The 22,021-nt window shown below is 70.7% G+C and carries 17 protein-coding genes and 2 pseudogenes; 12 read left to right on the top strand and 7 right to left on the bottom strand.

Going from position 1 to position 22,021, the window contains the following annotated elements; translation table 11 throughout:
• Nucleotides 1-188 precede the first annotated feature (188 nt).
• Entirely contained in the window at nucleotides 189-998 is an 810-nt protein-coding gene (locus tag ACIA8E_RS25865) for an SGNH/GDSL hydrolase family protein (protein ID WP_399301701.1), read from the top strand.
• Nucleotides 999-1,017: 19 nt separating this feature from the next.
• Here the strand turns inward: ACIA8E_RS25865 and ACIA8E_RS25860 are convergent, their stop codons facing one another.
• Nucleotides 1,018-2,658 carry a serine/threonine-protein kinase gene (locus tag ACIA8E_RS25860; RefSeq protein ID WP_399301700.1) on the bottom strand — a complete coding sequence of 547 codons (1,641 nt, stop codon included), beginning with the start codon at nucleotides 2,656-2,658 and terminating at the stop codon, nucleotides 1,018-1,020.
• A gap of 278 nt (nucleotides 2,659-2,936) precedes the next feature.
• On the opposite strand from ACIA8E_RS25860, the gene ACIA8E_RS25855 reads away from it, so the two are divergent.
• Nucleotides 2,937-3,200 (top strand): hypothetical protein, encoded by a 264-nt coding sequence (locus ACIA8E_RS25855; RefSeq protein ID WP_399301699.1) that lies wholly within the window; start codon nucleotides 2,937-2,939, stop codon nucleotides 3,198-3,200.
• 60 nt (nucleotides 3,201-3,260) lie between these two features.
• Here ACIA8E_RS25855 and ACIA8E_RS25850 read toward each other — a convergent pair.
• A pseudogene (locus ACIA8E_RS25850) lies at nucleotides 3,261-3,430 on the bottom strand (CoA transferase); the annotation flags it as partial.
• 213 nt (nucleotides 3,431-3,643) lie between these two features.
• On the opposite strand from ACIA8E_RS25850, the gene ACIA8E_RS25845 reads away from it, so the two are divergent.
• Nucleotides 3,644-5,389, top strand: coding sequence for an amidohydrolase (locus ACIA8E_RS25845; RefSeq protein WP_399301698.1), 1,746 nt, complete (start codon nucleotides 3,644-3,646; stop codon nucleotides 5,387-5,389).
• Between the two features lie 106 nt (nucleotides 5,390-5,495).
• Here ACIA8E_RS25845 and ACIA8E_RS25840 read toward each other — a convergent pair whose 3' ends face one another.
• Both ACIA8E_RS25840 and ACIA8E_RS25835 read right to left on the bottom strand, forming a co-directional pair.
• On the bottom strand, nucleotides 5,496-6,323 hold the full coding sequence (locus tag ACIA8E_RS25840; RefSeq protein WP_399301697.1) for an ABC transporter permease: 828 nt from the start codon (nucleotides 6,321-6,323) through the stop codon (nucleotides 5,496-5,498).
• A complete protein-coding gene (locus ACIA8E_RS25835) occupies nucleotides 6,320-7,297 on the bottom strand; it encodes an ATP-binding cassette domain-containing protein (protein ID WP_399301696.1) in 978 nt (325 codons plus the stop codon). Before ACIA8E_RS25835 ends, ACIA8E_RS25840 begins: the two co-directional genes overlap by 4 nt.
• Before the next feature lie 64 nt (nucleotides 7,298-7,361).
• Here ACIA8E_RS25835 and ACIA8E_RS25830 point away from each other — a divergent pair, with 64 nt between their 5' ends.
• Entirely contained in the window at nucleotides 7,362-8,069 is a 708-nt protein-coding gene (locus ACIA8E_RS25830) for a TetR/AcrR family transcriptional regulator (RefSeq protein ID WP_399301695.1), read from the top strand.
• A 21-nt stretch (nucleotides 8,070-8,090) separates the two neighbouring features.
• Here the strand turns inward: ACIA8E_RS25830 and ACIA8E_RS25825 are convergent, their stop codons facing one another.
• From ACIA8E_RS25825 to hmgA, 3 genes are all read right to left on the bottom strand, one after another.
• Entirely contained in the window at nucleotides 8,091-9,308 is a 1,218-nt protein-coding gene (locus ACIA8E_RS25825; RefSeq protein WP_399301694.1) for a type ISP restriction/modification enzyme, read from the bottom strand.
• 72 nt (nucleotides 9,309-9,380) lie between these two features.
• The gene (locus ACIA8E_RS25820) at nucleotides 9,381-10,166 is read right to left on the bottom strand and encodes a GntR family transcriptional regulator (RefSeq protein WP_399301693.1); all 786 of its coding nucleotides are present in this window, start codon (nucleotides 10,164-10,166) and stop codon (nucleotides 9,381-9,383) included.
• A gap of 63 nt (nucleotides 10,167-10,229) precedes the next feature.
• Entirely contained in the window at nucleotides 10,230-11,567 is a 1,338-nt protein-coding gene (gene hmgA, locus ACIA8E_RS25815) for a homogentisate 1,2-dioxygenase (RefSeq protein ID WP_399301692.1), read from the bottom strand.
• 389 nt (nucleotides 11,568-11,956) lie between these two features.
• Between hmgA and ACIA8E_RS25810 the strand changes: the two genes are divergently transcribed.
• The 8 genes and pseudogenes from ACIA8E_RS25810 to ACIA8E_RS25775 all read left to right on the top strand — a co-directional run bounded on the left by ACIA8E_RS25810 (nucleotide 11,957) and on the right by ACIA8E_RS25775 (nucleotide 22,012).
• A complete protein-coding gene (locus ACIA8E_RS25810) occupies nucleotides 11,957-12,160 on the top strand; it encodes a hypothetical protein (RefSeq protein WP_399301691.1) in 204 nt (67 codons plus the stop codon).
• 53 nt (nucleotides 12,161-12,213) lie between these two features.
• Nucleotides 12,214-12,429: pseudogene (locus ACIA8E_RS25805) on the top strand (hypothetical protein); the annotation flags it as partial.
• Between the two features lie 46 nt (nucleotides 12,430-12,475).
• A complete protein-coding gene (locus ACIA8E_RS25800) occupies nucleotides 12,476-13,096 on the top strand; it encodes a TetR family transcriptional regulator (protein WP_399301690.1) in 621 nt (206 codons plus the stop codon).
• Nucleotides 13,097-13,295: 199 nt separating this feature from the next.
• Nucleotides 13,296-15,575, top strand: a complete 2,280-nt coding sequence (locus ACIA8E_RS25795) for a molybdopterin-dependent oxidoreductase (protein ID WP_399301689.1) — start codon at nucleotides 13,296-13,298, stop codon at nucleotides 15,573-15,575.
• Between the two features lie 121 nt (nucleotides 15,576-15,696).
• Nucleotides 15,697-17,121, top strand: a complete 1,425-nt coding sequence (locus ACIA8E_RS25790) for a CitMHS family transporter (protein ID WP_399301688.1) — start codon at nucleotides 15,697-15,699, stop codon at nucleotides 17,119-17,121.
• 3 nt (nucleotides 17,122-17,124) lie between these two features.
• Nucleotides 17,125-18,396, top strand: coding sequence for an MFS transporter (locus tag ACIA8E_RS25785; protein WP_399301687.1), 1,272 nt, complete (start codon nucleotides 17,125-17,127; stop codon nucleotides 18,394-18,396).
• A gap of 138 nt (nucleotides 18,397-18,534) precedes the next feature.
• A complete protein-coding gene (locus ACIA8E_RS25780) occupies nucleotides 18,535-19,920 on the top strand; it encodes an ABC transporter ATP-binding protein (RefSeq protein ID WP_399301686.1) in 1,386 nt (461 codons plus the stop codon).
• A gap of 205 nt (nucleotides 19,921-20,125) precedes the next feature.
• Nucleotides 20,126-22,012: an ABC transporter ATP-binding protein gene (locus tag ACIA8E_RS25775; RefSeq protein ID WP_399301685.1), complete on the top strand. Its 1,887-nt coding sequence runs from the start codon at nucleotides 20,126-20,128 to the stop codon at nucleotides 22,010-22,012.
• Nucleotides 22,013-22,021 lie beyond the last annotated feature (9 nt).

Here is a 22,021-nt window from a genome sequence, read left to right as displayed (position 1 = left end):
CCGTTCACTCCGCGGCAGCGGCTTTGTCCACCGGTGCACAGAATGCCGGATTCCGGTGTGACGGGACCTCAGGAGGCCGTCAGGAAGCGCTCATCCGATCGACTTGGCATGGACACTTCCGGACCGGCGGTGCTGCTGCTACCACTGAGTAGGCAGAGATCCTGCCAGTTCGGTCCAAGGGAGGTTCCATGAAAATGTCCAGACTTGTGGCGTTCTCGTCCTCGCTTCTGCTAGGTGCCGTACTCGCCCTGACCGGGGCAGCCACCGCGAACGCCGCATCGTCCGTCCAGGCCGTCGACTACGTCGCCCTCGGCGACTCGTACTCCTCGGGGGTCGGGTCCGGCAGCTACGACAGTGCCAGTGGTGACTGCAAGCGCAGCACCAAGGCCTACCCCGCCCTCTGGGCGAACGCCAACTCGCCCTCGTCGTTCGCCTTCACCGCCTGCTCGGGTGCCCGCACCGACGATGTGACGGCTGGACAGCTCTCCCCGCTCAGCTCCTCGACCGACCTCGTCTCGATCTCCATCGGCGGCAATGACGCAGGCTTCGCCGATGTCATGACCACCTGTGTGCTCCAGTCGGAGTCCACCTGCCTCAGCCGGATCGCCACAGCCCGCAGCTACGTCGACACCACCCTGCCCGGCAAGCTCGACTCGGTGTACACGGCGATCAGGTCCAAGGCGCCGTCCGCCCGTGTCGTCGTCCTCGGCTACCCCCGCTTCTACAAGCTCGGCGGCAGTTGCATCGCCGGTCTGAGCGAGACCGAGCGCTCCGCCATCAACAGCGCGTCCGACTACCTCAACGCGGCAACCGCCAAGCGTGCTGCCGACCACGGCTTCACCTTCAGCGATGTCGCCGGGAGGTTCGCCGGGCACGAGATCTGCTCGGGAAGCGCATGGCTGCACAGCGTCAACTGGCTCGACATCGGTGAGTCGTACCACCCCACCGCCGCCGGACAGTCGGGCGGCTACCTGCCCGCCTTCAGCTCCGCCGCCTGACCCGGGCGGACCGCCCGGGTCAGTCCTCCGCCGGGTAGGAGACCCCGCTCGACGGGGTCTCCGTCCGGCAGGTCACCGAGAACTCCACCCCGTTCGAGGTGACCACCACCGGACTCCTGACCTCCAGCGTGATCGTTCCGTGGTACGTGGTGTCCTGTTGGTACGTCAGTTCCGTGTGCGACAGCTGCTTCGCGCGCCCGTCGCCGGAACCGAAGGACAGCGACTGCCAGCCGGGGTCGGAACTCGTGCCGTCCTTCAGCACCCACCGGTACTCGACCTCCGCCGGCGTACGCCCCACCGTGACGGTCGCCTCGACCGCAGGCGCCGATGCGTGCGGGGGAGGACAGCTGCCCTCGTAACTGCCGCGCACCGAGGTGAGATACACCGTCACGGTCTGCGGCGGCGGCTTGCTCGTACTGCTGTGGCTGCTCCCGCCGCCTACGGCCTTGCCCGCGGTGTCGCCGTCGCCGGTGGAGCTGCTGCCGCCCTGCGCTCCGGCGGGTCCGGGCGCCTCCTGCGCGCCGGGCGTCGTGTGCGGAGCGCTGCTGGTCGCACCCGGGCCGCTTCCCGTGGCACCTCCCGTGTCGCCGTCGCCGCCCCGGTCCGCGAGCGTCCAGATGATCCCGCCGACCGCCAGCAGCAGCACCGCCACGCCCACGGCGAGCAGCGCGACCGCCCGGCGCGGCGGCCCGGCGGGGGCGACTTCGGCCGTCGTGGACAGGTCCGGGGAGGGCGGCAGGGGTGCGGGAAGAGGTGCCCGGGGTGTGATGGTGCCGGCCGTCGTCGTCGGACCGTACGGATCCGGCGTACCCGCCCCGGTGGTGCGCAGCGCCCCGCCCGCCGCGATGATGCGCAGCTGGTGCTCGGCCTGTTCGGCGGAGAGCCGCTCGGCGGGATCCTTGCGCAACAGCCCCTCGACGACCGGGCCGAGCGGGCCGGCCCGCCGGGGCGGCGGCAGCTCTTCGTCGACCACCGCCCGGAGGGTGTTGAGCGGTGTGCTCTGACGGAACGGCGAATTGCCCTCGGTCGCGGCGTACAGAAGCACTCCGAGCGACCACAGATCCGACTCGGGCCCCGGCGTGCGCCCCAGCGCGCGCTCCGGCGCGAGGAACTCCGGCGACCCGATCAGCTCGCCCGTCATGGTGAGCGCGGACGTCCCCTCGACCATGGCGATACCGAAGTCCGTCAGCACCACCCGCCCGTCGTTGGCGAGGAGCACATTGCCGGGCTTCACATCACGGTGCAGCACCCCGGAGGCATGGGCGCTGCGCAGCGCGGCCAGCACCTCCGCGCCGACGCGCGCGGCGCGCTGAGGGGTCATCGGCCCCTCGGCGTCCAGCACTTCGGAGAGCGCGAGCCCCCGGATCAGCTCCATCACGATCCACGGGCGGGAGTCCTCGGTCGCCACGTCGTAGACGGTCACCACATTGCGGTGCGAGACCCGGGCCGCCGCCCACGCCTCCCGCTCCAGGCGCGCGTACAGCCTTTGTACGTCGGAGGAGGCGAGCCCCGACGGAGCGCGGACCTCCTTCACGGCGACCTCGCGCCCCAGCACCTCGTCGCGCGCCCGCCACACGACCCCCATCCCGCCCTGGCCGAGGGGCCCCAGCAGGCGGTAGCGGCCCGCGATCAGTCGGTCGTCGCCCGGCACTTCGCTCACGGTGATCCCCCATCCGCAGGAGTGGCGGCAGCACGGCGGAAACCTCTCCACGCTAGCTCAGACCGGCCCGTTCCAGACCCCCTTGCGCAACAATCCGCCGCTGCGGTGCAACCGCTCCCGATCTGTCCAACTCGCCCTGGAATGGAGCGAATTATGGACCCGATCGTCAACCTCCGTATGTGTGTGCTCAATCCGACGACCGGGATACACGAGTGTCATAGTGGGGGGATAGGGTTAACCTGCCCGGGCCGGGTGCCCTCGTACGGGTGGGGAGTGACATGGAACAGATAGCGATGCGCAGCAGGCCGCGTGTGCCTGCCATCACATGTGGGAGCAGTGCGACCAGTTCGCGCCTCGACCGCCATCTCGCAGTGCTCGGCGGTCCCGCCGTCCCGCAGCGCGAGACCGCGGAAGCGACGATGCTGATGCTCGAGCTCACCTCGCGCGACGCCGCGCACACCCGCCGGAGCAAGAGCGCGCGTGTCTCGCTCTTCGCGCCGCTGCGGCGACTGCGACGCTCGCTCTTCGGTGGCCGCCACTGACCCGACGGCCCGTCACCACCGATCCGGCCCCTGACTGATCCGGCCCACCGCTCGGGCCGCTCAGGCGATCACACCGTCCCGGCGCAGCGCTGCTCCCTGCTCGTCCGTCATCCCCGCGGCCCGCAGCAGCGCTTCGGTGTGCTCGCCGAGCGCCGGTTCGGTCCCCATCCCCGGCTTCCGCCCACGGTGCCGCCCCGTCCCGGCATCGTGATCGGTGGCAGCACGGTGCGCCCATGCCTGGATCGCCTGTCAACTCCATGAGCCTCGGCGCCTGTTCGCCGCGCCGGTGCCACACCCGCCGTGCGTCGTACGGGCGGATGGGGGTGCGTGGGGGCCCGTGTACGTAACAACTTTTTCATCACGAGATGTTGACGTCGAAAACTTCCAGGGCCAGGGTGCTGATCGTTTGGCACGTACACGGCACCTCACCCCCGGAGGCGTACATGTGTGACCTGCACGATCAGCACGAGCACGCGCACGAAGCGGCCATGGCGGCCGGTCCGGTCCTCAGCCGGAGACGGATCATGCAGATGCTCGGCGCGGCAGGGGTGACCACCGCAGTGATGGCGGCCGACGCCGACCCGGCGATGGCCGCGGCCTCCGAGGCGGCCGACGCCACGACGGACGACGGTTACGAGGCGCCGAAGGGGCTGGCGCAGGACAGCCCGGCCAAGCAGGCGGCGATGGGCTGGATCGATGGCAACAGCGGTCGGATCACCGGGCTCAACGCGGAGATCTGGGACCACGCCGAGCTCAGCCTGCGCGAGTGGAACTCCTCACTGGCCGAGGCCGGATTCCTGGAGAAGGCGGGCTTCGACGTCGAGTTCGGCACCGCGGGCTTCCCGACCGCGTTCACCGCCACGTTCCGCCACGGCAGCGGCGGCCCGGTCCTCGGCTTCAGCGGGGAGTACGACGCGCTGCCCGGCCTCTCGCAGAACAAGGGGGTCGGCCACCACGACCCGCGCGAGTACATCCACGACCCGTTCGCGCCCGGTTACGGCCCCGGACACGGTTGCGGTCACAGTGCGCTGGGAACGGCCGCGGCGGCCGCCGCGGCAGCCGTCGCCCAGGCCGCGACGAAGCACCGGCTTCCGGTCACCGTGAAGTTCTTCGGCTCGACGGCCGAGGAGGCACTGATCGGCAAGACGTACGCGGTCAGCAAGGGCGTGTACGACGGCCTGGACGCCTTCCTGGACTGGCATCCGTCCACGGCCAACGCCACCGGCTGGGGCACCACCACCGCGATGACGGCAGTGACGTTCACCTTCCTCGGGGTCGCCGGACACGGCGGCACCCCGCTCGGCAACAAGAGCGCGCTGGACGCCGCCGTGATGATGGCGACGATGTCGGAGTTCCTGCGCGAGGAGAACCTCGCCCCGTCGGGCCGGCTCCACTGGGTGATCAACAACGGTGGTGACATCCCCAATGTCACCCCGGAGATCGCCGAGATCTCGTACTACGTACGCGAAGGCAGCCCGGCCCGCGTCCAGGTGCTGCTCGACAAGGTGATCGCGGTCTCCGAAGCGGCGGCGAAGGCCAGCCAGACCACGGTCGGACACCGGATCACCTCGGCCTGCTGGAACCAGCTGCCGTCGAAGTCCTTCGCCGAACTGCTGCACGAGAACATGACGCAGATCGGTCCGCCCGCGTTCACCGACGAGGCGCACGCGTTGGCGAAGGAACTCCAGGAGTCACTCGGACTGCCGGCCGCCGGCATGCACGACAAGGTCGGCGCGCTCACCCCGCCCAACCCGGTCTTCATGGGCGGCGGTTCGACCGATGTCGCGGACATCAGCTGGAATGTGCCGACCGTGTCGATGGGCGCGGCCCTGGCCCCGATCGGCACCAAGATGCACACCTGGTCCACGGCCGCGTGCGCGGCCGCCGCTCCCGGTCAGGGGGCGGTGCTCGCGGCGGCGAAGTATCTGGCGGCGACCGCGGTCGATCTGATCACGCAGCCGGAGCGGCTGAAGGCGATCAAGGCCGAGTTCGCGGAACGCACCAAGGGGCTGGAGTGGAAGACGGCGCTGCCGGAAGGCTATGAGCCGCCGATGTACGAGCCGCCGGCCTGGTTCCTGAAGAAGACCGGACAGAAGTGGCCGCCGAACAACATCACCTGGCCGCCGAAGCGGGTCGTCTCGCACGAGAAGTTCTCCTCGCTGGGACCGGAGCTGACACCGCAGAAGTAGCGGGCGGGCGCCGGGGCGGGTGCGCAGCATGCCCCGGTGCCACGGCACCGGGTGACGCCTGCCCGGCGGCGGGAACGGCGCTCAGGGCCGCCGGAGCCGGCCCGGGTCACTCGCCGCCGCGCGCATGGCGCCGTACGGCCAGCGGTACGAAGACCGCGAGCAGCACCGCCGACCAGGCGAGTGTGCCCGCCACCGGGTGGGTGACCGGCCAGGCGGCGTCGGCGGGCGGTGATGCGTTGCCGAACAGGTCGCGGGTGGCGGCGGCCATGGCGCTGATCGGGTTCCACTCCGCGACCGTCCGCAGCCAGCCCGGCAGGTTGTCGGTCGGGATGTACGCACTGGACAGCAGCGGCAGGACGAAAGTGGCACTGCCCAGTTGGCCGGCCGCCTCCTCGTTGCGGATCAGCAGGCCCAGCCAGCAGCCCATCCACGAGGTGGCGAACCGGAGGAGCAGCAGCAGCCCGAAGGCGCCGAGAGCGGCGAGCGGGCCGCCCTCGATCCGCCAGCCGACCGCGAGTCCGACCAGGATCAGCGGGACCATGCCGATGGCCGTGGTCAGCAGATCGGCGGCGGTCTGGCCGAAGGGTACGGCGGGCCGGCTCATCGGCAGTGTGCGGAACCGGTCCATCACCCCGCGGTGGCAGTCCTGCGCGGACTGGAACATCCCGGTCATGATGCCGTTGGCCGCCGTCGACGCGAGCAGACCCGGCACCAGGAACGCGCGGTACTCCTGGCCGGGCATGGCCAGGGCGCTGCCGAACACGTAGCCGAAGAACAGCAGCATCGTGATCGGCATGGTCTGGGTCAGGATCACCACCCCCGGGGCTGCTTTGATCCGCTGCAGATGGCGGCCCAGCACGGCCAGGCTGTCGGCGATCGGGGTGCTCGTGGCGGGTCCGGTGCGCTGCTCATGGGCCAGTACGGTGCTGCTCATGCTGCCGTCTCCTTCAGGGGCGGGGAGGTGCGGCCGTCGCCGCGGCCGGTCAGGCGGAGGAAGACCTCGTCGAGCGTCGGCGGGCGCAGGCTCGCATCGATCAGCGGTACGCCGGCCGCGTCGAGTTCGCGGACGATACGGGGGAGGGTGAGCGTGGCGTCGGTCGCGACGGCGCCCACGGTGCGGCGCTCATGGTCGAGCACCGGTTCGGCGCCGGTGAGCTGGTCGAGGACGGCCGCTGCCGGGATGAGCGCCGATGCCTGGGGGACGACCACCTCGGCGTACGAACCGATGAGGGCCTTCAGCTCGGCGGGGGTGCCGCGGTGGGCGGTCCGGCCCCGGTCGATCAGCACGATGTCGTCGGCCAGCTGATCGGCCTCCTCCAGATACTGCGTGGTGAGCAGGACGGTCGTGCCCCGGCCGGCCAGTTCGCGTACCGCCGCCCAGATCTGGTTGCGGCTGTGCGGGTCGAGTCCGGTGGTCGGCTCGTCCAGGAAGAGCACCCTCGGCCGGGTCAGCAGGCTGGCGGCGAGGTCGAGGCGGCGGTGCATGCCGCCCGAGTACGTGCGGGCCGGGCGGTCCGCGGCGTCGGTCAGCTCGAAGCGTTCCAGGAGTTCGTCGGCGCGGATGCGCGCGGCCTCGCCGCGGAACCGTAGGAGCTTGGCGAAGAGCCGCAGGTTCTGCCGGCCGGTGAGCTCGCCGTCGACCGAGGCGTTCTGCCCGGTGACGCCGATCGCCGCGCGTACCGAGGCCGCCTCGCGCACCACGTCGTGCCCCGCGACCCTGGCGCTGCCGCTGTCCGGGGCGGTCAACGTGGTGAGCACCCGGACGGCGGTGGTCTTGCCCGCGCCGTTCGGCCCCAACACTCCGCAGACGGCGCCCTCGGCGACAGCGAGATCGAGCCCGCGCAGCGCATGGACATCGCCGTAGTGCTTCTCCAGACCTTCACTAAGTACAGCGTACGTAGTTGTCATGCGGCCCACCGTATCGCACTACGTACGGTGTACGTAACTAGGATGGTGAACGAGGTGATGATCGATGGTGGGGCGACCCGCTGTACCCGAAGTGATCTGGGCGCGCCCCGAGCGTGCGGGCCGTGGCCCCAGGCCCGCGTTCAGCCGCGCCGACATCGCGGCAGCCGCCGTCCGTATCGCCGATGCGGAGGGCTTCGACGCGGTGTCCATGCGGAAGGTCGCGTCGGAGCTCGGCTGCGGCACGATGTCGCTCTACAACTACGTGCCCCGCAAGGAGGACCTGTACGAGCTGATGCTCGACGCGGTCAGCGGCGGGTACGAGTTCCCGGAGCCGTCCGGCGACTGGCGCGCCGATCTCATCGCGCTGGCCCATCAGGCCCGCGAGATGATGCACCGCCACACCTGGGTGCCGCGGCTCATGTCACCCGTGTACGGCTTCAGCCCGAACGCGCTGCGGTATCTGGAGTACACACTCAGCTGCCTGGACGGGGTCGACGCACGGTTCGGCGAGAAGATGGAACTCATCGCCATGGTCAACGGCGTGGTGACCACCTATGTGGCCAACGAGATCGCCACGGCGGAGCGCAGTCGGTCGCTGCCCTGGTCCGAGGAACAGGAGCACGCCGCGCGCACCGGCTATCTGATCAGCCAGATCGCGACCGGGAAGTATCCGCGGATGGCGGCGGGATTCGCCGAGGACCCCGGGCCGATCGATCTGGACGGCGTCTTCGACCGGGCGCTGCACCGGGTACTGGACTCGTTCGACCGGTAGCGCGCATGCGCCCCGATGCCGTCACAGCAGCGCGAACTGCCCGTCCGGCCCCTCCTCCTGATGGTCGAGCACCGACGCGGGCCGGCGGGCCGTCGCCGCGACCGGCAGGACACCGGCCGCCCGCAGTTCACCGGTGGTGAGCTGCGGGCCGTCGGTCAACGCCAGCTGCCGGGGCCGGAGTTCGGTGATCAGTGCCAGCACGGTGATCAGTTCCAGCAGCTCCGAGGTCCACTCCTGGGGCCAGCCCCGGGGCCGTATCGCCTCCAGCCCGTCCGCCCCGTCCGACGAGGCCCGCCGCTCGAACCACAGCTCCAGCATCCGCACCCCGCCCACCCGGAACTCCCAGGCCCCCGCCGGTACCGGCGAAATGCGTCCGGTACCCAGCAGGAGCGCCTCGTCACCGGGGTCGTACTCCAGCGTGCCCGGCGCGGCCGGTACCGCGGCCCGCACATAGGGGCGCCGCCCGCCGGGCAGCCGGGGGCGCTCCCCGCCACGGGCACCGCGCAGCTGCAGCCGCAGCAGCTCCAGGCCCAGCTCCACCCCGGCCCACCAGCGTGCGGTGTCGGCGGGCAGCGGTACGACACACCCGGCGGGAGAGTGGCGGGCCGCCGTGACGATCCACGCCAGCACGGACTCCGCGGTGACCGTGTCCCCGTGCCGGGCACGCAGCAGCCCGAGCAGAGCGGGCGCCAGATTGGGTTCCAGTCCACCGGGCCGCCGGTAGAGCGGCCGGATCCGGCCGGGGCGGCCCGCCGGGGAGTGGCCGTCGGGCAGCAGTGCCGTCACGGACAGGGCGGGACCGGCGTCCTGCGGGACGTACCCGTGCTCGACGGCGAAGAGCTGGTGGCCGTCGGCGACCCGCCACAGCTCCGGGCGGGCGGCGTCTATCAGCCGGTGGTCGGGGATCAGCCACTGCTCGTCGAACGGGCCGTGCAGGATCCGTACCGGCTCGGGGCACGGGCCGGACTCCCGGGCGAACCGGGCGGTGGAGCCGGACTGTCCGGGCAACGCCGCGACCGGAGTCTGCGGGCTACGGGAACGGGTGGGCCTGAAGAGCCGTTCGCGCTCGGCTCCCTCGGCGCTCACCAGCCGCGCCCAACGGGCCTTGAGGGAAGCGGTGTCCGGAGCCGTCACCCACTGGCGCCCGGTGCGCAGGGGTCGTACGGACCATGGCATGAGGTCGTCGAGCAATGGGATGTCGTCGTCCCCGCCGGCTCCGGCGCCCGCCCGTGCTGCCACCGTGTCGTCCTCCCCGTCGCCACGTCTGCCCGCCCCCGGCATCGTAACGGCGTGACGCGGGAGGGTGGCCGGTCAGTGCGCTTCCACCGTCACCGAGAAGGAGAACCGGTCACCCCGGTACCGGATCTGCGCCACATCCACCACCCGGCCGCTCTCGTCGTACGTCACCCCCGTGTAGAAGAGGATCGGGCTGAGCAGCGGGACCTGGAGGAGCTCGGCGGTGGCCGGGTCGGCGAGCCGTGCCTCGACCGTGTCCGTGATCTTCGAGATCCGGACGCCGACGCGGTCGCGCAGCACCTTCGTCATCGGCCAGCGTTCGAGATCGGCGGCATCGAGCCGGGCCGCGACCTCGGGATGCACGGCGTTCTCCGCCCAGTTGGTGGGCTCACCGCTGTCGCCGTCACAGCGCAGCCGCCGGTAGCCGACCACCTCCGGGCACTCCGGGAAGTACTCCACGAGATCGCCCGTCAGTGCCAGCGGACCATGGCCGAGAACCGTGGTCCGCTCGCCCGACTGCTGGGCGACGATCGCATCGATCGAGCCGAGCAGCCGCACCGGCGACACCCGCCGGGCGCGCGGCTCGATGAAGGTGCCGCGCCGCCGGTGTCTGCTGATCAGCCCCTCCGTCTCCAGCTCCTTGAGCGCCTGCCGCATCGTGAGGACGCTGACGCCGTAGTGCGCGGCGAGCTGTTCCTCGGTCGGCAGCCGCAGCGAGGCGTCCTGGGCGCGGCCGAGTATGGAGGCGCGCAGGGACTGCGAGACCTGATACCACAGCGGCAGTTTGCGGTTCAGTACCAGCGAGTCGGGGGCGAAGGCCGTCACCCGGGGTGTCTGGGGCAGTTGAGGCACCTGGGTCACCTGGACTCTCCGTACTGCGACACTGCGGACGCGACGAGCGGGGCTGGAAGGGGCGGCCTTCGCCTATGGCCGGAAGTTGCGTTCGAGACCCTGCCACACGTCGTCGTACCCGCGCTGCAGATGGTCGGCGGTTGCCGCCTGCCCGGTCGCCGTGACCGGCCAGCGGGTCTCGAACATGAAGGCAAGACCGTCGTCGATCTTCTGCGGCTTCAGCTCCGCAGCGCTCGCCCGGTCGAAGGTCTCCCGGTCCGGTCCGTGCGCCGACATCATGTTGTGGAGCGAACCGCCGCCCGGCACGAAGCCGCCCTTGCCGGCCGTCTTCGCGTCGTAGGCGCCCTCGATCAGCCCCATGTACTCGCTCATCACATTGCGGTGGAAGTACGGCGGCCGGAACGTGTCCTCGCCGACCAGCCAGCGCGGCGCGAAGACGACGAAGTCCACACCGGCCAGACCGGGGGTGTCGGACGGCGAGGTCAGCACAGTGAAGATCGACGGGTCGGGGTGGTCGTAGCTGATGGAACCGATGACATTGAAGCGGTGCAGGTCGTAGACGTACGGGGTGTGGTTGCCGTGCCAGGCGACCACATCGAGCGGCGAGTGGTCGTACGTCGCGGACCAGAGGTTGCCGCAGAACTTGTTGATCACCTGGACCGGGCGGTCCTCGTCCTCGTACGCGGCGACGGGGGCGAGGAAGTCCCGGGCGTTGGCAAGGCCGTTGGCGCCGATCGGTCCGAGGTCGGGTAGCGCGAACGGCTGACCGTAGTTCTCGCAGACATAGCCGCGGGCGGAGTCGTCGAGGAGTTCCACGCGGAAGCGGACGCCGCGGGGGATCAGTGCGATGTGGCCGGGGTCGGCGCGCAGCAGGCCCAGTTCGGTACGGAGCAGCAGGCCGCCGCGCTCAGGGACGATCAGCAGCTCGCCGTCCGAGTCGCTGAACACCCGGTCGGTCATCGCCGTGTTGGCGTGGTAGAGATGCACCGCCATGCCTGTGCGCTGGGTGACGTCGCCGTTGCCGCCGAGGGTCCACAGGCCTGCCAGGAAGTCCGTACCGGGCGCGGGCTCGGGGAGCGGGTCCCAGCGCAGCCGGTTCGGATCGGGGACGGACTCGGTGAAGGGGGCGGTGCGCACCGCGCCGTTGTCGATCCGGACGAACGGCGGGTGGGCGGCCGAGGGGCGGATCCGGTAGAGCCATGAACGGCGGTTATGGGCGCGCGGTTCGGTGAAGGCCGAGCCGCTGAGCTGCTCGGCGTAGAGCCCGAGGGGCGCTCGCTGCGGCGAGTTACGGCCGTGCGGCAGCGCCCCCGGGACCGCCTCGGAGTTGTGCTCATTGCCGAAACCGGGGGAGTGCGCAAGCGCTTCCGCCGTCTTCCTCGCCTGCTCGATGCCGCTGGTGCCGCCCATGCCGCGCTCCCGGTGCCGAAGAAATCCTATGGGCCACCGTAGGAATCAGATCGGGGCACGTCAACGGGGCGGGGCGGTGGCGCGCCGCGGATCCGGGGTGAGGTCGTGCCGGAAATCCTCTGGTCCATAGCGCACGAGGGGGTTCCAAAAGTTGAACAATGCTCTACTCTCCCGCACATGTCGTGGACACGAAGACTTCTCTCTTGCTGGGCTGGGAGCCCTGCGAGGTCACTGCGTATCGCGTCGGCATGGAGGCAGTGATCGCTACTCGAAGATTCCTGGTGGTAATGAGTATGTAAATGTGCCGGTCGTGGGTGGTGTGGAGGCAAACTCGTGCATTGTTGTTCAGGTTGGATGGGGTGTCGATGGTGGGTGCTGGCTTCGCGTTCATGAGCGAGCAGGTCGTGGGGAAACGGCAGTTCGGGCACAAGGCCCGGCTCGTGCTACCTGCTGTCCTGTCTTTCAAGATTGATGAGCAGGCGCATGCCGCCCGGGCGATGTGGAACCTTCTCCATGCCTGGTGGCTGATGATGCCGGGGGAGAAGCTGCACGGATGCCCGGCCCCGGAATTGCCCGGGTGCCCGGCGCATTAGCTTCAACCTGCTGCACGCGCTGGTCCAGGAAGTTTGGTCATCGACGACGTCTTGACAACCCGGTCCCGCCCGAACCGCCCCTGGTCCCCGGCGGCATCGCCACGCTCAAGGTCGCCGCGATCGTCATCGGGTACGTCCTCGGCGTCGTCGCCGCCCACGACCGGTCCGTCCGCCTCTTCCCGCCCGCTCGCGTCGTCGTGGGGCAACTCCCCCTGCTGGCCCTGATGATCGCGTACACCATCGGCGGACTGACCCTGCTGCTGGCCTGACCGCAGGTGCGCACCCGCCCGTCCCGCAGAGGAGAGCCACGGCATCATGGAGCCCGTGCCCCATGCGAATACGAACCTCCGCCGCGCCCCCGTGCAGCAGCGCAGTGCCGAACGCCTCTCCCGGATACTCGACGCCTGCGCCGAACTCCTCGACGAGAACGGTTACGAGCAGCTCTCCACCCGGGCCGTCGCGGCACGCGCGGAAGTCCCGATCGGATCCGTCTACCGGTTCTTCTCCAACAAGCGCGCCCTCGCCGACGCCCTGGCCCGGCGCAACCTGGACAGTTACGCGGAGCGCATCACCGGCCGCCTGGCCACCATCCCGGCGGCCGACTGGCGCAGCGCCATCGACGCCGTGCTCGACGAATACCTCGAGATGAAGCGCTCCGTTCCCGGCTTCGCGCTCGTCGACTTCAGCGCTCCGGCCCCCGTGGACGACCCGGCCTCCGACGCCAACCACCGCGTCGCGGACCGGCTGACCCACCTGCTCTCCGGCCATCTGGGGCGCACCCCTGACGAAGATCTGCTCCGGACCATCCTGGTCTGCGTCGAAGCCGCCGACGCGCTCCTCCAACTCGCCTTCCGTACCGAGCCGTCGGGCGATCACGCCATCGTCGCCGAGACCCGCGTCCTGATCCAGGCGTACCTGGCCCGGGTCCTGGACTGAATCCGACGCCGCACGGCACCCCACGGCAGGGCAACCCACCGCACGGCACCGCACCGCGCCGCACCCCGGTTCGCGGAAGTCCGACGAGATCCCCCGCCCGGCAACATCGCCGCGACAACACCTCCCCACCATGCGTACCGGTCGGTATGCTCGGCCGTGCTTGCCCGCGTCTCCGCTGTTGCCGCCCCGGGGAGGGCCCATGCCGCACGACTCCAGCAGTTCCCGCGAGTCCCGCACCGCCCTGCGCATCTGCCCCCTGTGCGAAGCCACCTGCGGACTCACCCTCACCATCGAGGGGACACGGGTCACCGGCGCCCGCGGCGACCGGGACGACGCCTTCAGCCGGGGCTTCATCTGCCCCAAGGGCGCGTCCTTCGGCGGGCTCGACGCCGACCCCGACCGGCTCCGCACCCCCCTCGTCCGCAAGGACGGCGTGCTGCAGGAGGCCAGTTGGAGCGAGGCGTTCGACGCGATCGCGGCAGCCCTGCCCGCACTGACGGAGCAGCACGGGCAACAGTCCGTCGGTGTCGTCCTCGGCAACCCGAACGTGCACACCATGGCCGGCGCGCTCTATCCGTCCACCCTGCTCGCCACGCTCCGTACCCGGGCCCTCTTCACCGCGAGCACCCTCGACCAGATGCCCAAACACGTCTCCAGCGGACTGCTCTTCGGTGACCCCAACACCATCCCGGTGCCGGACATCGACCGCACCGACCATCTGCTGCTCCTCGGCGCCAACCCGCTCGAATCCAACGGCAGCCTCTGCACGGCTCCCGACTTCCCCGGCAGGCTCAAGGCGCTGCGTCGTCGCGGCGGCACCCTCACCGTCGTCGACCCCCGCCGCACCCGGACCGCCCGCCTCGCCGACCGGCATGTCGCCATCCGACCCGGCGCCGACGCACTCCTGCTCGCCGCGCTCACCCACGTACTCTTCGAAGAGAAGCTGACCGACCCCGGTACGCTCACCGACCATCTCGAAGGGCTCGACGAAGTAGCCGATGCCGTGCGGGAGTTCACCCCCGAGGCGGTCGCCGGGGCGTGCGACGTGGACGCCGCGACCATCCGTGCGATCGCCCGGGAGCTGGCCGCCGCCCCCACCGCCGCCGTCTACGGGCGCATCGGCAGCTGCACCGTGGCGCACGGCACCCTCGCCAGCTGGCTCGTCGACGTCCTCAACATCCTCACCGGCAACCTCGACCGCCCCGGTGGCGCCCTCTTCCCGCTCTCCGCCACCGCCCGCGCCCCCAGGCCCGCCGCCCCCGGCAAGGGCTTCGCCCTCGGACGCTGGACGAGCCGGGTCTCCGGGCACCCCGAGGCCAAGGGCGAACTGCCCGTCGCCGCACTCGCCGAGGAGATCGAGACCCCTGGGGACGACCGGATCCGCGCCCTGATCGTCCTCGCCGCCAACCCCGTGCTCTCCGCACCCGACGGCGACCGTCTGGACCGGGCCCTGGCCGGGCTGGACTTCATGGTCAGCGTCGACCCGTACCTCAACGAGACCTCGCGCCACGCCCATGTGGTGCTGCCCCCGCCGCCGCCGTCGCAGAGCGCCCATTTCGACTTCGCGTTCAACGCACTCGCCGTACGCAACCAGGTCCGCTACACCCGCCCCGCCGTCCCGCTCGACGACGGCCTCCTCGACGAGAGCGAGATCCTCGCCCGGCTCGTCCTCGCCGTCTCCGGGATGCGCGGAGCCGACCGGTCCGCCGTGGCCGCCGTGGACGCCATGATCATCGACCGGGCGCTGACCAAGGCCGTCGCCGATCCTCTTTCGCCCGTGCACGGCCGCACCCCCGCCGAACTCGCCGCCGCGCTCACCGGCCGCACCGGGCCGGAACGCCGCCTCGACCTGATGCTCCGCCTCGGCCCGTACGGCGAAGGCTTCGGCGTCGACCCCGGCGGCCTCACCCTGGACCGGCTCCTCGCCCATCCCCACGGCATCGATCTCGGCCCGCTCCGGCCCCGCATCCCGCAGGTCCTGACCACCCGCAGCGGGCGCATCGAGCTCCTCCCCGCGGCGATCGCCGCCGACCTGCCGAGGCTCCGCACCGCGCTCGCCGACCGGCCGGGAGCCGACTCGCTCGTCCTCGTCGGCCGCCGCCATCTGCGCTCCAACAACAGCTGGATGCACAACGTCGCCTCGCTCGGTGGCGGCTCGAATGTCTGCACCCTCCAGATGCACCCGGCCGACGCGGCCCGGCTCGGACTCGCGGACGGTACCCCCGCCACGATCACCGCGGCCGGCGGCGCACTGACCGCACCCGTGGAGATCACCGAGGGCATCCGGGCCGGAGTGGTGAGCCTCCCGCACGGATGGGGACACGACCGGCCCGGCACCCGGACGTCCGTCGCGTCCGCCGCCCCAGGAGTCAACGTCAACCAGCTCCTCGACGGCACCCTGCTCGACCCGCTGTCCGGCACCGCCGTCCTCAACGGCATCCCCGTCGCGGTGGCGCCGAGCACCCCACCTGGCCATTGACCTGGGGTTTTGCTCGTATTGCTCACATGTCAACGTCTTGTTAATGCACCAAGACGCGCCCTAACGTCATCCGGACCGCCGACTCCGGTGGGAGTTCAAAGGTGAACGATAGGTATCCCACATGCTGACAATCCTCGGCTTTGCCATGATTGCGACCTTCCTGGTCCTGATCATGATGAAGAAGATGTCGCCGATCGCGGCGCTGGTCCTGATCCCCGCACTGTTCTGTGTCGCCGTCGGGCAGGGCGCCAAGCTCGGTGACTACGTGATCGACGGCGTGGGCAACCTGGCCCCGACCGCCGCGATGCTGATGTTTGCCATCGTCTACTTCGGTGTGATGATCGACGTCGGCCTCTTCGACCCGATCGTCCGGGGCATCCTGCGCTTCTGCAAGGCCGACCCGATGCGGATCGTCGTCGGTACGGCGGTGCTCGCCGCGATCGTCTCGCTGGACGGCGACGGCTCCACCACCTTCATGATCACCGTCTCGGCGATGTATCCGCTCTACAAGCGCCTCAAGATGAGCCTCGTCGTGATGACCGGTGTCGCCGCGACGGCGAACGGTGTCATGAACACCCTGCCCTGGGGCGGCCCCACCGCCCGCGCCGCCACCGCGCTCAAGCTGGACGCGGGCGACATCTTTGTCCCGATGATCCCGGCGCTCGGCGTCGGACTGCTCGCGGTCATCCTCCTGGCGGTCGTCCTCGGCCGGCGCGAGCGCAAGCGGCTGGGCTTCCTCACCCTCGACGAGGCCATGGTCCAGGAGCCCGAGACGGTTCTCGTCGGTGCGGGCGAGGCGGCCGACGGCAGCGACCGTACCCGCAAGACCTCCGGCGGAACCGGTACGGGCGCGGACGCCGAGCCCGCGGCGGCGGCCCACGGCGACGCGGACGACGACGAGGGCTTCAAGGGCCTCGACCCGAACCGTGCCACTCTGCGGCCCAAGCTCTACTGGTTCAATGCCGGCCTCACCGTCGCCCTCCTCACCGCGATGATCATGGAACTGATGCCGATCCCGGTGCTCTTCCTGCTCGGCGCGGCCCTCGCCCTCACCGTCAACTTCCCTCACATGCCCGACCAGCGGGCCCGCATCGCGGCCCACGCGGACAACGTCCTCAACGTGTCCGGCATGGTCTTCGCCGCCGCCGTATTCACCGGCGTGCTCTCCGGCACCGGCATGGTCGAGCACATGGCGGACTGGCTCGTCGGCGCGATCCCGGACGGCATGGGCCCGCACATGGCGATCATCACCGGCATCCTGAGCATCCCGCTCACCTACTTCATGTCCAACGACGGCTTCTACTTCGGCGTCGTCCCCGTGCTCGCCGAGGCCGGCGCCGCCCACGGCGTCTCCCCGCTGGAGATCGCCCGCGCCTCCCTGGTCGGCCAGCCGCTCCACATGTCGTCCCCGCTGGTCCCCGCCGTCTATGTGCTCGTCGGCATGGCGAAGGTCGAATTCGGCGACCACACCAGGTTTACCGTCAAATGGGCCGCGCTCACCTCACTGGTGGTGCTCTGCGCCGGCCTCCTCTTCGGCATCATCTGATCCATGGCCGACACGGAAGAGCCCGGCAGGAGCTGGCTGCTGCGCCTCGTCATCGCCTTCGCCTTCGCGCAGGGGGCGGTGTCGATGGCGCGGCCCGCCGTCTCCTACCGGGCTCTCTCGCTCGGTGCGGACGAGCGCGCCATCGGCGTGATCACCGGGGTGTACGCACTCCTCCCGCTCTTCGCCGCAGTCCCGCTCGGCCGCCGGACGGACCATGGCCGGTGCGCACCCCTGCTGCCGCTCGGTGTCGTCCTGATCGCCGGCGGCTGCGCCCTCAGCGGTACGGCCGGCTCCCTTCCGGCGATGGCGGCGTGGAGCGGTGTGATGGGGCTCGGCCATCTCTGCTTCGTGATCGGCGCCCAGTCGATCGTCGCCCGTCAGTCGGCCCCCGCCGAACAGGACCGAAATTTCGGCCACTTCACCATCGGCGCCTCGCTCGGCCAGCTCATCGGGCCGATCGCCGCGGGGTACGTGATCTCCGAGCGGGACGGCGCCCTGGCCCGTACGAGCGCACTCGCCCTGGTCGTCTCGGCGGCCGTCGCCGCCGCGTCCTTCGTCTCGCTCTGGCGCATCGAACACCGCACGGCGCCGGACGCCCGCGCGGCGGCCCGGGCCGACAAGGTGCCCGTCGGCCGCATCCTGCGTACCCGCGGTGTTCCGGCCGGCATCTTCATCAGCCTCGCCGTGCTCTCCGCGACCGACATCCTCACCGCCTATCTGCCCGTCGTCGGCGAGCACCGCTCCATCGCCCCCGCCACCATCGGGCTGCTGCTCAGCCTGCGGGCCGCCGCCACCATCGCCTGCCGCCTGGTGATGACGCCGATGCTGCGCCTCCTGGGCCGTACGGCGCTCCTCACCACGACCTGTCTGCTGGCCGGGCTGCTCTGTGCGGGCATCGCCCTGCCGGTCCCCGTCTGGGCCATGGCCACGATGCTCGCCGTGCTGGGCTTCTGCCTAGGGGTCGGCCAGCCCCTGTCGATGACCACCGTCGTCCAGGCGGCCCCGGCGGAGGCCCGCTCCACCGCGCTCGCTCTCCGGCTGACCGGCAACCGGCTCGGCCAGGTCGCGGCCCCCGCGTCCGCCGGTGTGATCGCCGGAGTGGCGGGTACCGCCGCGCCGTTCGTGATGCTGGGTGCGCTTCTGCTCGCGGGGGCAGGGCTGGGAATGCGCGGAGGGCGCGCCAGGACCGCCGATGCGACCCCGGCCGTTCCCGCGCCCGCACCCGCACCCGTTCCCAGGTCCGAACTGCCCGCCGTGAACCGGAATCGCACCTGATGCTTCCGGCTCACCCACCCCAGTACTGCGCAACCTTTGCACGAGTCATTCCCAGCACCCCGGGTAGTGGGCTAATTTCAGCGCGTTGCAGCCGCTCCCCACCGCTCTGCCTCACCATCCTCCCGGGCGGACCCACACATGACTCGCGCCATCTCCCTGCACAACGTCAGCAAGGCGTACGGACGGACCCAGCGTGCCGTCGACCGCTTCTCGCTCTCCATCGACCCGGGCGAGTTCGTCGTCCTGCTCGGCCCCTCGGGGTGCGGCAAGTCGACCGTGCTCCGCATGATCGCCGGCCTGGAGGAGATCACCGAGGGTGAGCTGTTGCTCGACGGCGAACCGGCCAATCACATAGCGCCCCGCGAGCGCGGCATGGCCATGGTGTTCCAGAACTTCGCGCTCTACCCGACCATGACCAACCGGGCCAACATCGGCTTCCCGCTGAAGCTGGAGAACCCCGGCCAGGACCACACCGCTCGCGTCGAGAACACGGCCAGGATGCTCGGCATCGAAAGCGTCCTCGACCGTTACCCGGGTCAGCTCTCCGGCGGTGAGCGTCAGCGCGTCGCCATGGGCCGGGCCATCTCGCGCCGGCCCTCCGTGTTCCTGATGGACGAGCCGCTCTCCAACCTCGACGCGAAGCTGCGCAACCATCTGCGGGCCGAAATCTCGCAGCTGACCCGGGAGTTGGGTGTCACCACCGTCTATGTGACGCATGATCAGGCCGAGGCGATGTCCCTCGGTGACCGGGTCGCCGTGATGCGCGGCGGACGACTCCAGCAGGTCAGCGCGCCGCGCGAGGTCTACGCCCTGCCGGAGAACGTCTTCGTCGCCGCGTTCGTCGGCACCCCGCGCATCAACCTCCTCCAGGCCGTCGTCCACGCACCCCTCGAAGGGCGCATGTCGATCGACCTCGGCCGCCAGCGGCTGCCACTGCCCGAACCGCTCAGCCCCGACCACCAGTTGCTCCGTATCCAGCAGGGCCGCCAGGTCATTGTCGGACTGCGCTCGGAGGCGGCCAGGATCGCCGCGCACAGCCAGGCCCGCCCCGGCGAGGTCGCGCTGAGCGGCATCGTCGAACACGTCGAGTACCAGGGCCACGAGGCACTGGTCCACCTCAACACGGGGTCGCAGCCCGCCGTGGTGCCCGACCTCGAATCGGCCCGTCCCGACAGGGCCGCCCAGCGCCGCCGCCGCGCCGCAGGCAGCAGCGGCATCGGCGCTGGTTCCGGCGGTGGGGTGGGCGTACTGGAACGGCTGAGGGGACGCGCCACCGGCCACATCAGCGGCCCCGTCGTCGCCCTCGACGAACCGGAACCCGACCGTGGGCGGCCCGCCATCCGCACCCCCGACCGCCCCGCGATCACGGCCAGCGACCTGGTCGTCCGTACCGGCCCCGACATGCGGCTGCGCATCGGTGGACAGGTGCCACTCCTTGTCGACCTCGCGCATCTGTACGTCTTCGACCACTACGGCCGCCGGATCTGCCCCCTGCCGAAGGACATCCCCGGACTCGACGTCTAGGACTCGACGTCTGGAAGATGCCGGCACGTCTAGGACTCGACGTCTGGAAGATGCCGGCACATGCCGGCACAGTCCCGTCGTGCGACCGGAAGTGTCGCGGGCCGGGCTGGACTGTGCGGGCGGTGCGGGCACCCTTCCGGGGCGCCGGGCAGCGGTCGGACCCGGGCGTTGACCTCAAGTCCGGTGGAGGTCGTACGGTCTTCCCATGAGCATGGAAGCCACCGCGTGGACGCAGCTCCACAACGTCATGAACGCGCAGCAGGACCGACGCCCCTTCGACCGGAACACCCTGCGGCGCATCGCCGCGTTCGCCCGCCCGCACCGGCGCCGGGTCGCCCTGTTCCTGGTACTGAGCGTGGCGACGGCGCTGCTCGCCGTCGCCACCCCCGTGCTCGCCGGCCGCGTCGTGAACGCGATCGTGTCCGGCAAGGAGGCGGGCGCCGTCACGCGACTGGCCGTGCTCATCGCCGTGATCGCCGTCGCGGAGGCCGGACTCGGGCTGGTCGGCCGCTGGCTCTCCGCCAACCTCGGTGAGGGGCTCATCCTCGATCTGCGGACCGCGGTCTTCGACCATGTGCAGCGCATGCCGATCGCGTTCTTCACCCGCACCCGCACCGGCGCGCTCGTCAGCCGCCTCAACAACGATGTCATCGGCGCCCAGCGCGCCTTCAGCAACACCCTGTCGGGCGTCGTCAGCAACGTCGTCACCCTCCTTCTCACCCTCGGCGTGATGCTCAGCATCTCCTGGCAGATCACCGCACTCGCGCTGGTCCTGCTGCCGGTGTTCGTGCTGCCCGCACGCCGGATGGGGACGCGGATGGCGAGACTCCAGCGGGAGGCCGCCGCCCACAACGCGGCGATGGGAACCCGGATGACCGAGCGCTTCTCCGCGCCCGGCGCCACCTTGATCAAGCTCTTCGGCAGGCCCGCCGACGAATCCGCGGAATTCGCCGCCAGGGCGGGCAGAGTCCGTGACATCGGCGTCCGTACGGCCATGGCCCAGTCCGCGTTCATCACGGCGCTCACCCTCGTATCGGCGCTGGCGCTCGCCCTCGTCTACGGGCTCGGCGGGTACTACACACTGCGTGGACAGCTGGATGCCGGGGCGGTGGTCGCTCTCGCCCTGCTGCTGACCAGGCTGTACGCGCCGCTGACCGCCCTTGCCGGGGCGCGCGTCGAGGTGATGAGCGCGCTCGTCAGCTTCGAGCGGGTCTTCGAGGTCCTCGACCTCAAGCCGCTCATCGAGGAGAAGCCGGACGCACGGGCGGTCCCGGAGGGGCCGGTGTCCGTGGAATTCGACGACGTACGCTTCGGCTACCCGTCCGCCGACAAGGTCTCCCTCGCCTCGCTCGAAGACGTAGCCACCCTGGACACCCGCGGCGGCGCCGAAGTGCTGCGCGGCGTCTCCTTCCGCGCCGAACCCGGCCGGACGGTGGCACTCGTGGGATCGTCCGGCGCGGGCAAGTCGACCATCGCGCAGCTGCTGCCCCGGCTGTACGACACGGACGAGGGTTCCGTACGCATCGGCGGCATCGACGTGCGCGACCTGTCCGCCGACACCCTGCGCGACACGCTCGGCATGGTCACCCAGGACGGCCACCTCTTCCACGAGTCGGTCCGCGCCAACCTCCTGCTCGCCCGCCCCGAAGCCACGGAGGAAGACCTCTGGGACGCTCTGCGCCGCTCACGTCTGGACGGTCTGGTCGCCTCACTTCCCGACGGGCTCGACACCGTCGTCGGTGAACGCGGATACCGCCTCTCCGGCGGCGAACGCCAGCGGCTGACCATCGCCCGGCTGCTGCTGGCCCGCCAGCGCGTCGTCATCCTCGACGAGGCCACCGCGCATCTGGACAACACCTCCGAAGCGGCCGTCCAGGAGGCACTGGCCGAAGCCCTCCAGGGACGCACCGCGGTGGTGATCGCCCACCGGCTCTCCACCGTACGGACGGCGGATCTCATCCTCGTCGTGGAGAACGGGCAGATCGTGGAGCGGGGCACCCACGAGGAACTCCTCGCGGCCGGCGGCCGGTACGAGGAGCTGTACCGCACCCAGTTCGAGCGTCCGGGCGCGGAGCCCGCGGAGCTCGGCTGAACCGGCGAA

The sequence above is a fragment of the Streptomyces sp. NPDC051664 genome (assembly GCF_044453545.1).
GTDB lineage: Bacteria > Actinomycetota > Actinomycetes > Streptomycetales > Streptomycetaceae > Streptomyces.
This window is presented reverse-complemented; position numbering and strand designations above follow the sequence as displayed.

Bases quoted from the DNA above. Each gene is read 5' to 3' on its own strand.
- ACIA8E_RS25865 (WP_399301701.1), top strand. From the start codon at position 189: ATGAAAATGTCCAGACTTGTGGCGTTCTCGTCCTCGCTTCTGCTAGGT.
- ACIA8E_RS25855 (WP_399301699.1), top strand. From the start codon at position 2,937: ATGGAACAGATAGCGATGCGCAGCAGGCCGCGTGTGCCTGCCATCACA.
- ACIA8E_RS25845 (WP_399301698.1), top strand. From the start codon at position 3,644: ATGTGTGACCTGCACGATCAGCACGAGCACGCGCACGAAGCGGCCATG.
- ACIA8E_RS25840 (WP_399301697.1), bottom strand. From the start codon at position 6,323: ATGAGCAGCACCGTACTGGCCCATGAGCAGCGCACCGGACCCGCCACG.
- ACIA8E_RS25835 (WP_399301696.1), bottom strand. From the start codon at position 7,297: ATGACAACTACGTACGCTGTACTTAGTGAAGGTCTGGAGAAGCACTAC.
- ACIA8E_RS25830 (WP_399301695.1), top strand. From the start codon at position 7,362: ATGGTGGGGCGACCCGCTGTACCCGAAGTGATCTGGGCGCGCCCCGAG.
- hmgA (WP_399301692.1), bottom strand. From the start codon at position 11,567: ATGGGCGGCACCAGCGGCATCGAGCAGGCGAGGAAGACGGCGGAAGCG.
- ACIA8E_RS25810 (WP_399301691.1), top strand. From the start codon at position 11,957: ATGAGCGAGCAGGTCGTGGGGAAACGGCAGTTCGGGCACAAGGCCCGG.
- ACIA8E_RS25800 (WP_399301690.1), top strand. From the start codon at position 12,476: ATGGAGCCCGTGCCCCATGCGAATACGAACCTCCGCCGCGCCCCCGTG.
- ACIA8E_RS25795 (WP_399301689.1), top strand. From the start codon at position 13,296: ATGCCGCACGACTCCAGCAGTTCCCGCGAGTCCCGCACCGCCCTGCGC.
- ACIA8E_RS25790 (WP_399301688.1), top strand. From the start codon at position 15,697: ATGCTGACAATCCTCGGCTTTGCCATGATTGCGACCTTCCTGGTCCTG.
- ACIA8E_RS25785 (WP_399301687.1), top strand. From the start codon at position 17,125: ATGGCCGACACGGAAGAGCCCGGCAGGAGCTGGCTGCTGCGCCTCGTC.
- ACIA8E_RS25780 (WP_399301686.1), top strand. From the start codon at position 18,535: ATGACTCGCGCCATCTCCCTGCACAACGTCAGCAAGGCGTACGGACGG.
- ACIA8E_RS25775 (WP_399301685.1), top strand. From the start codon at position 20,126: ATGAGCATGGAAGCCACCGCGTGGACGCAGCTCCACAACGTCATGAAC.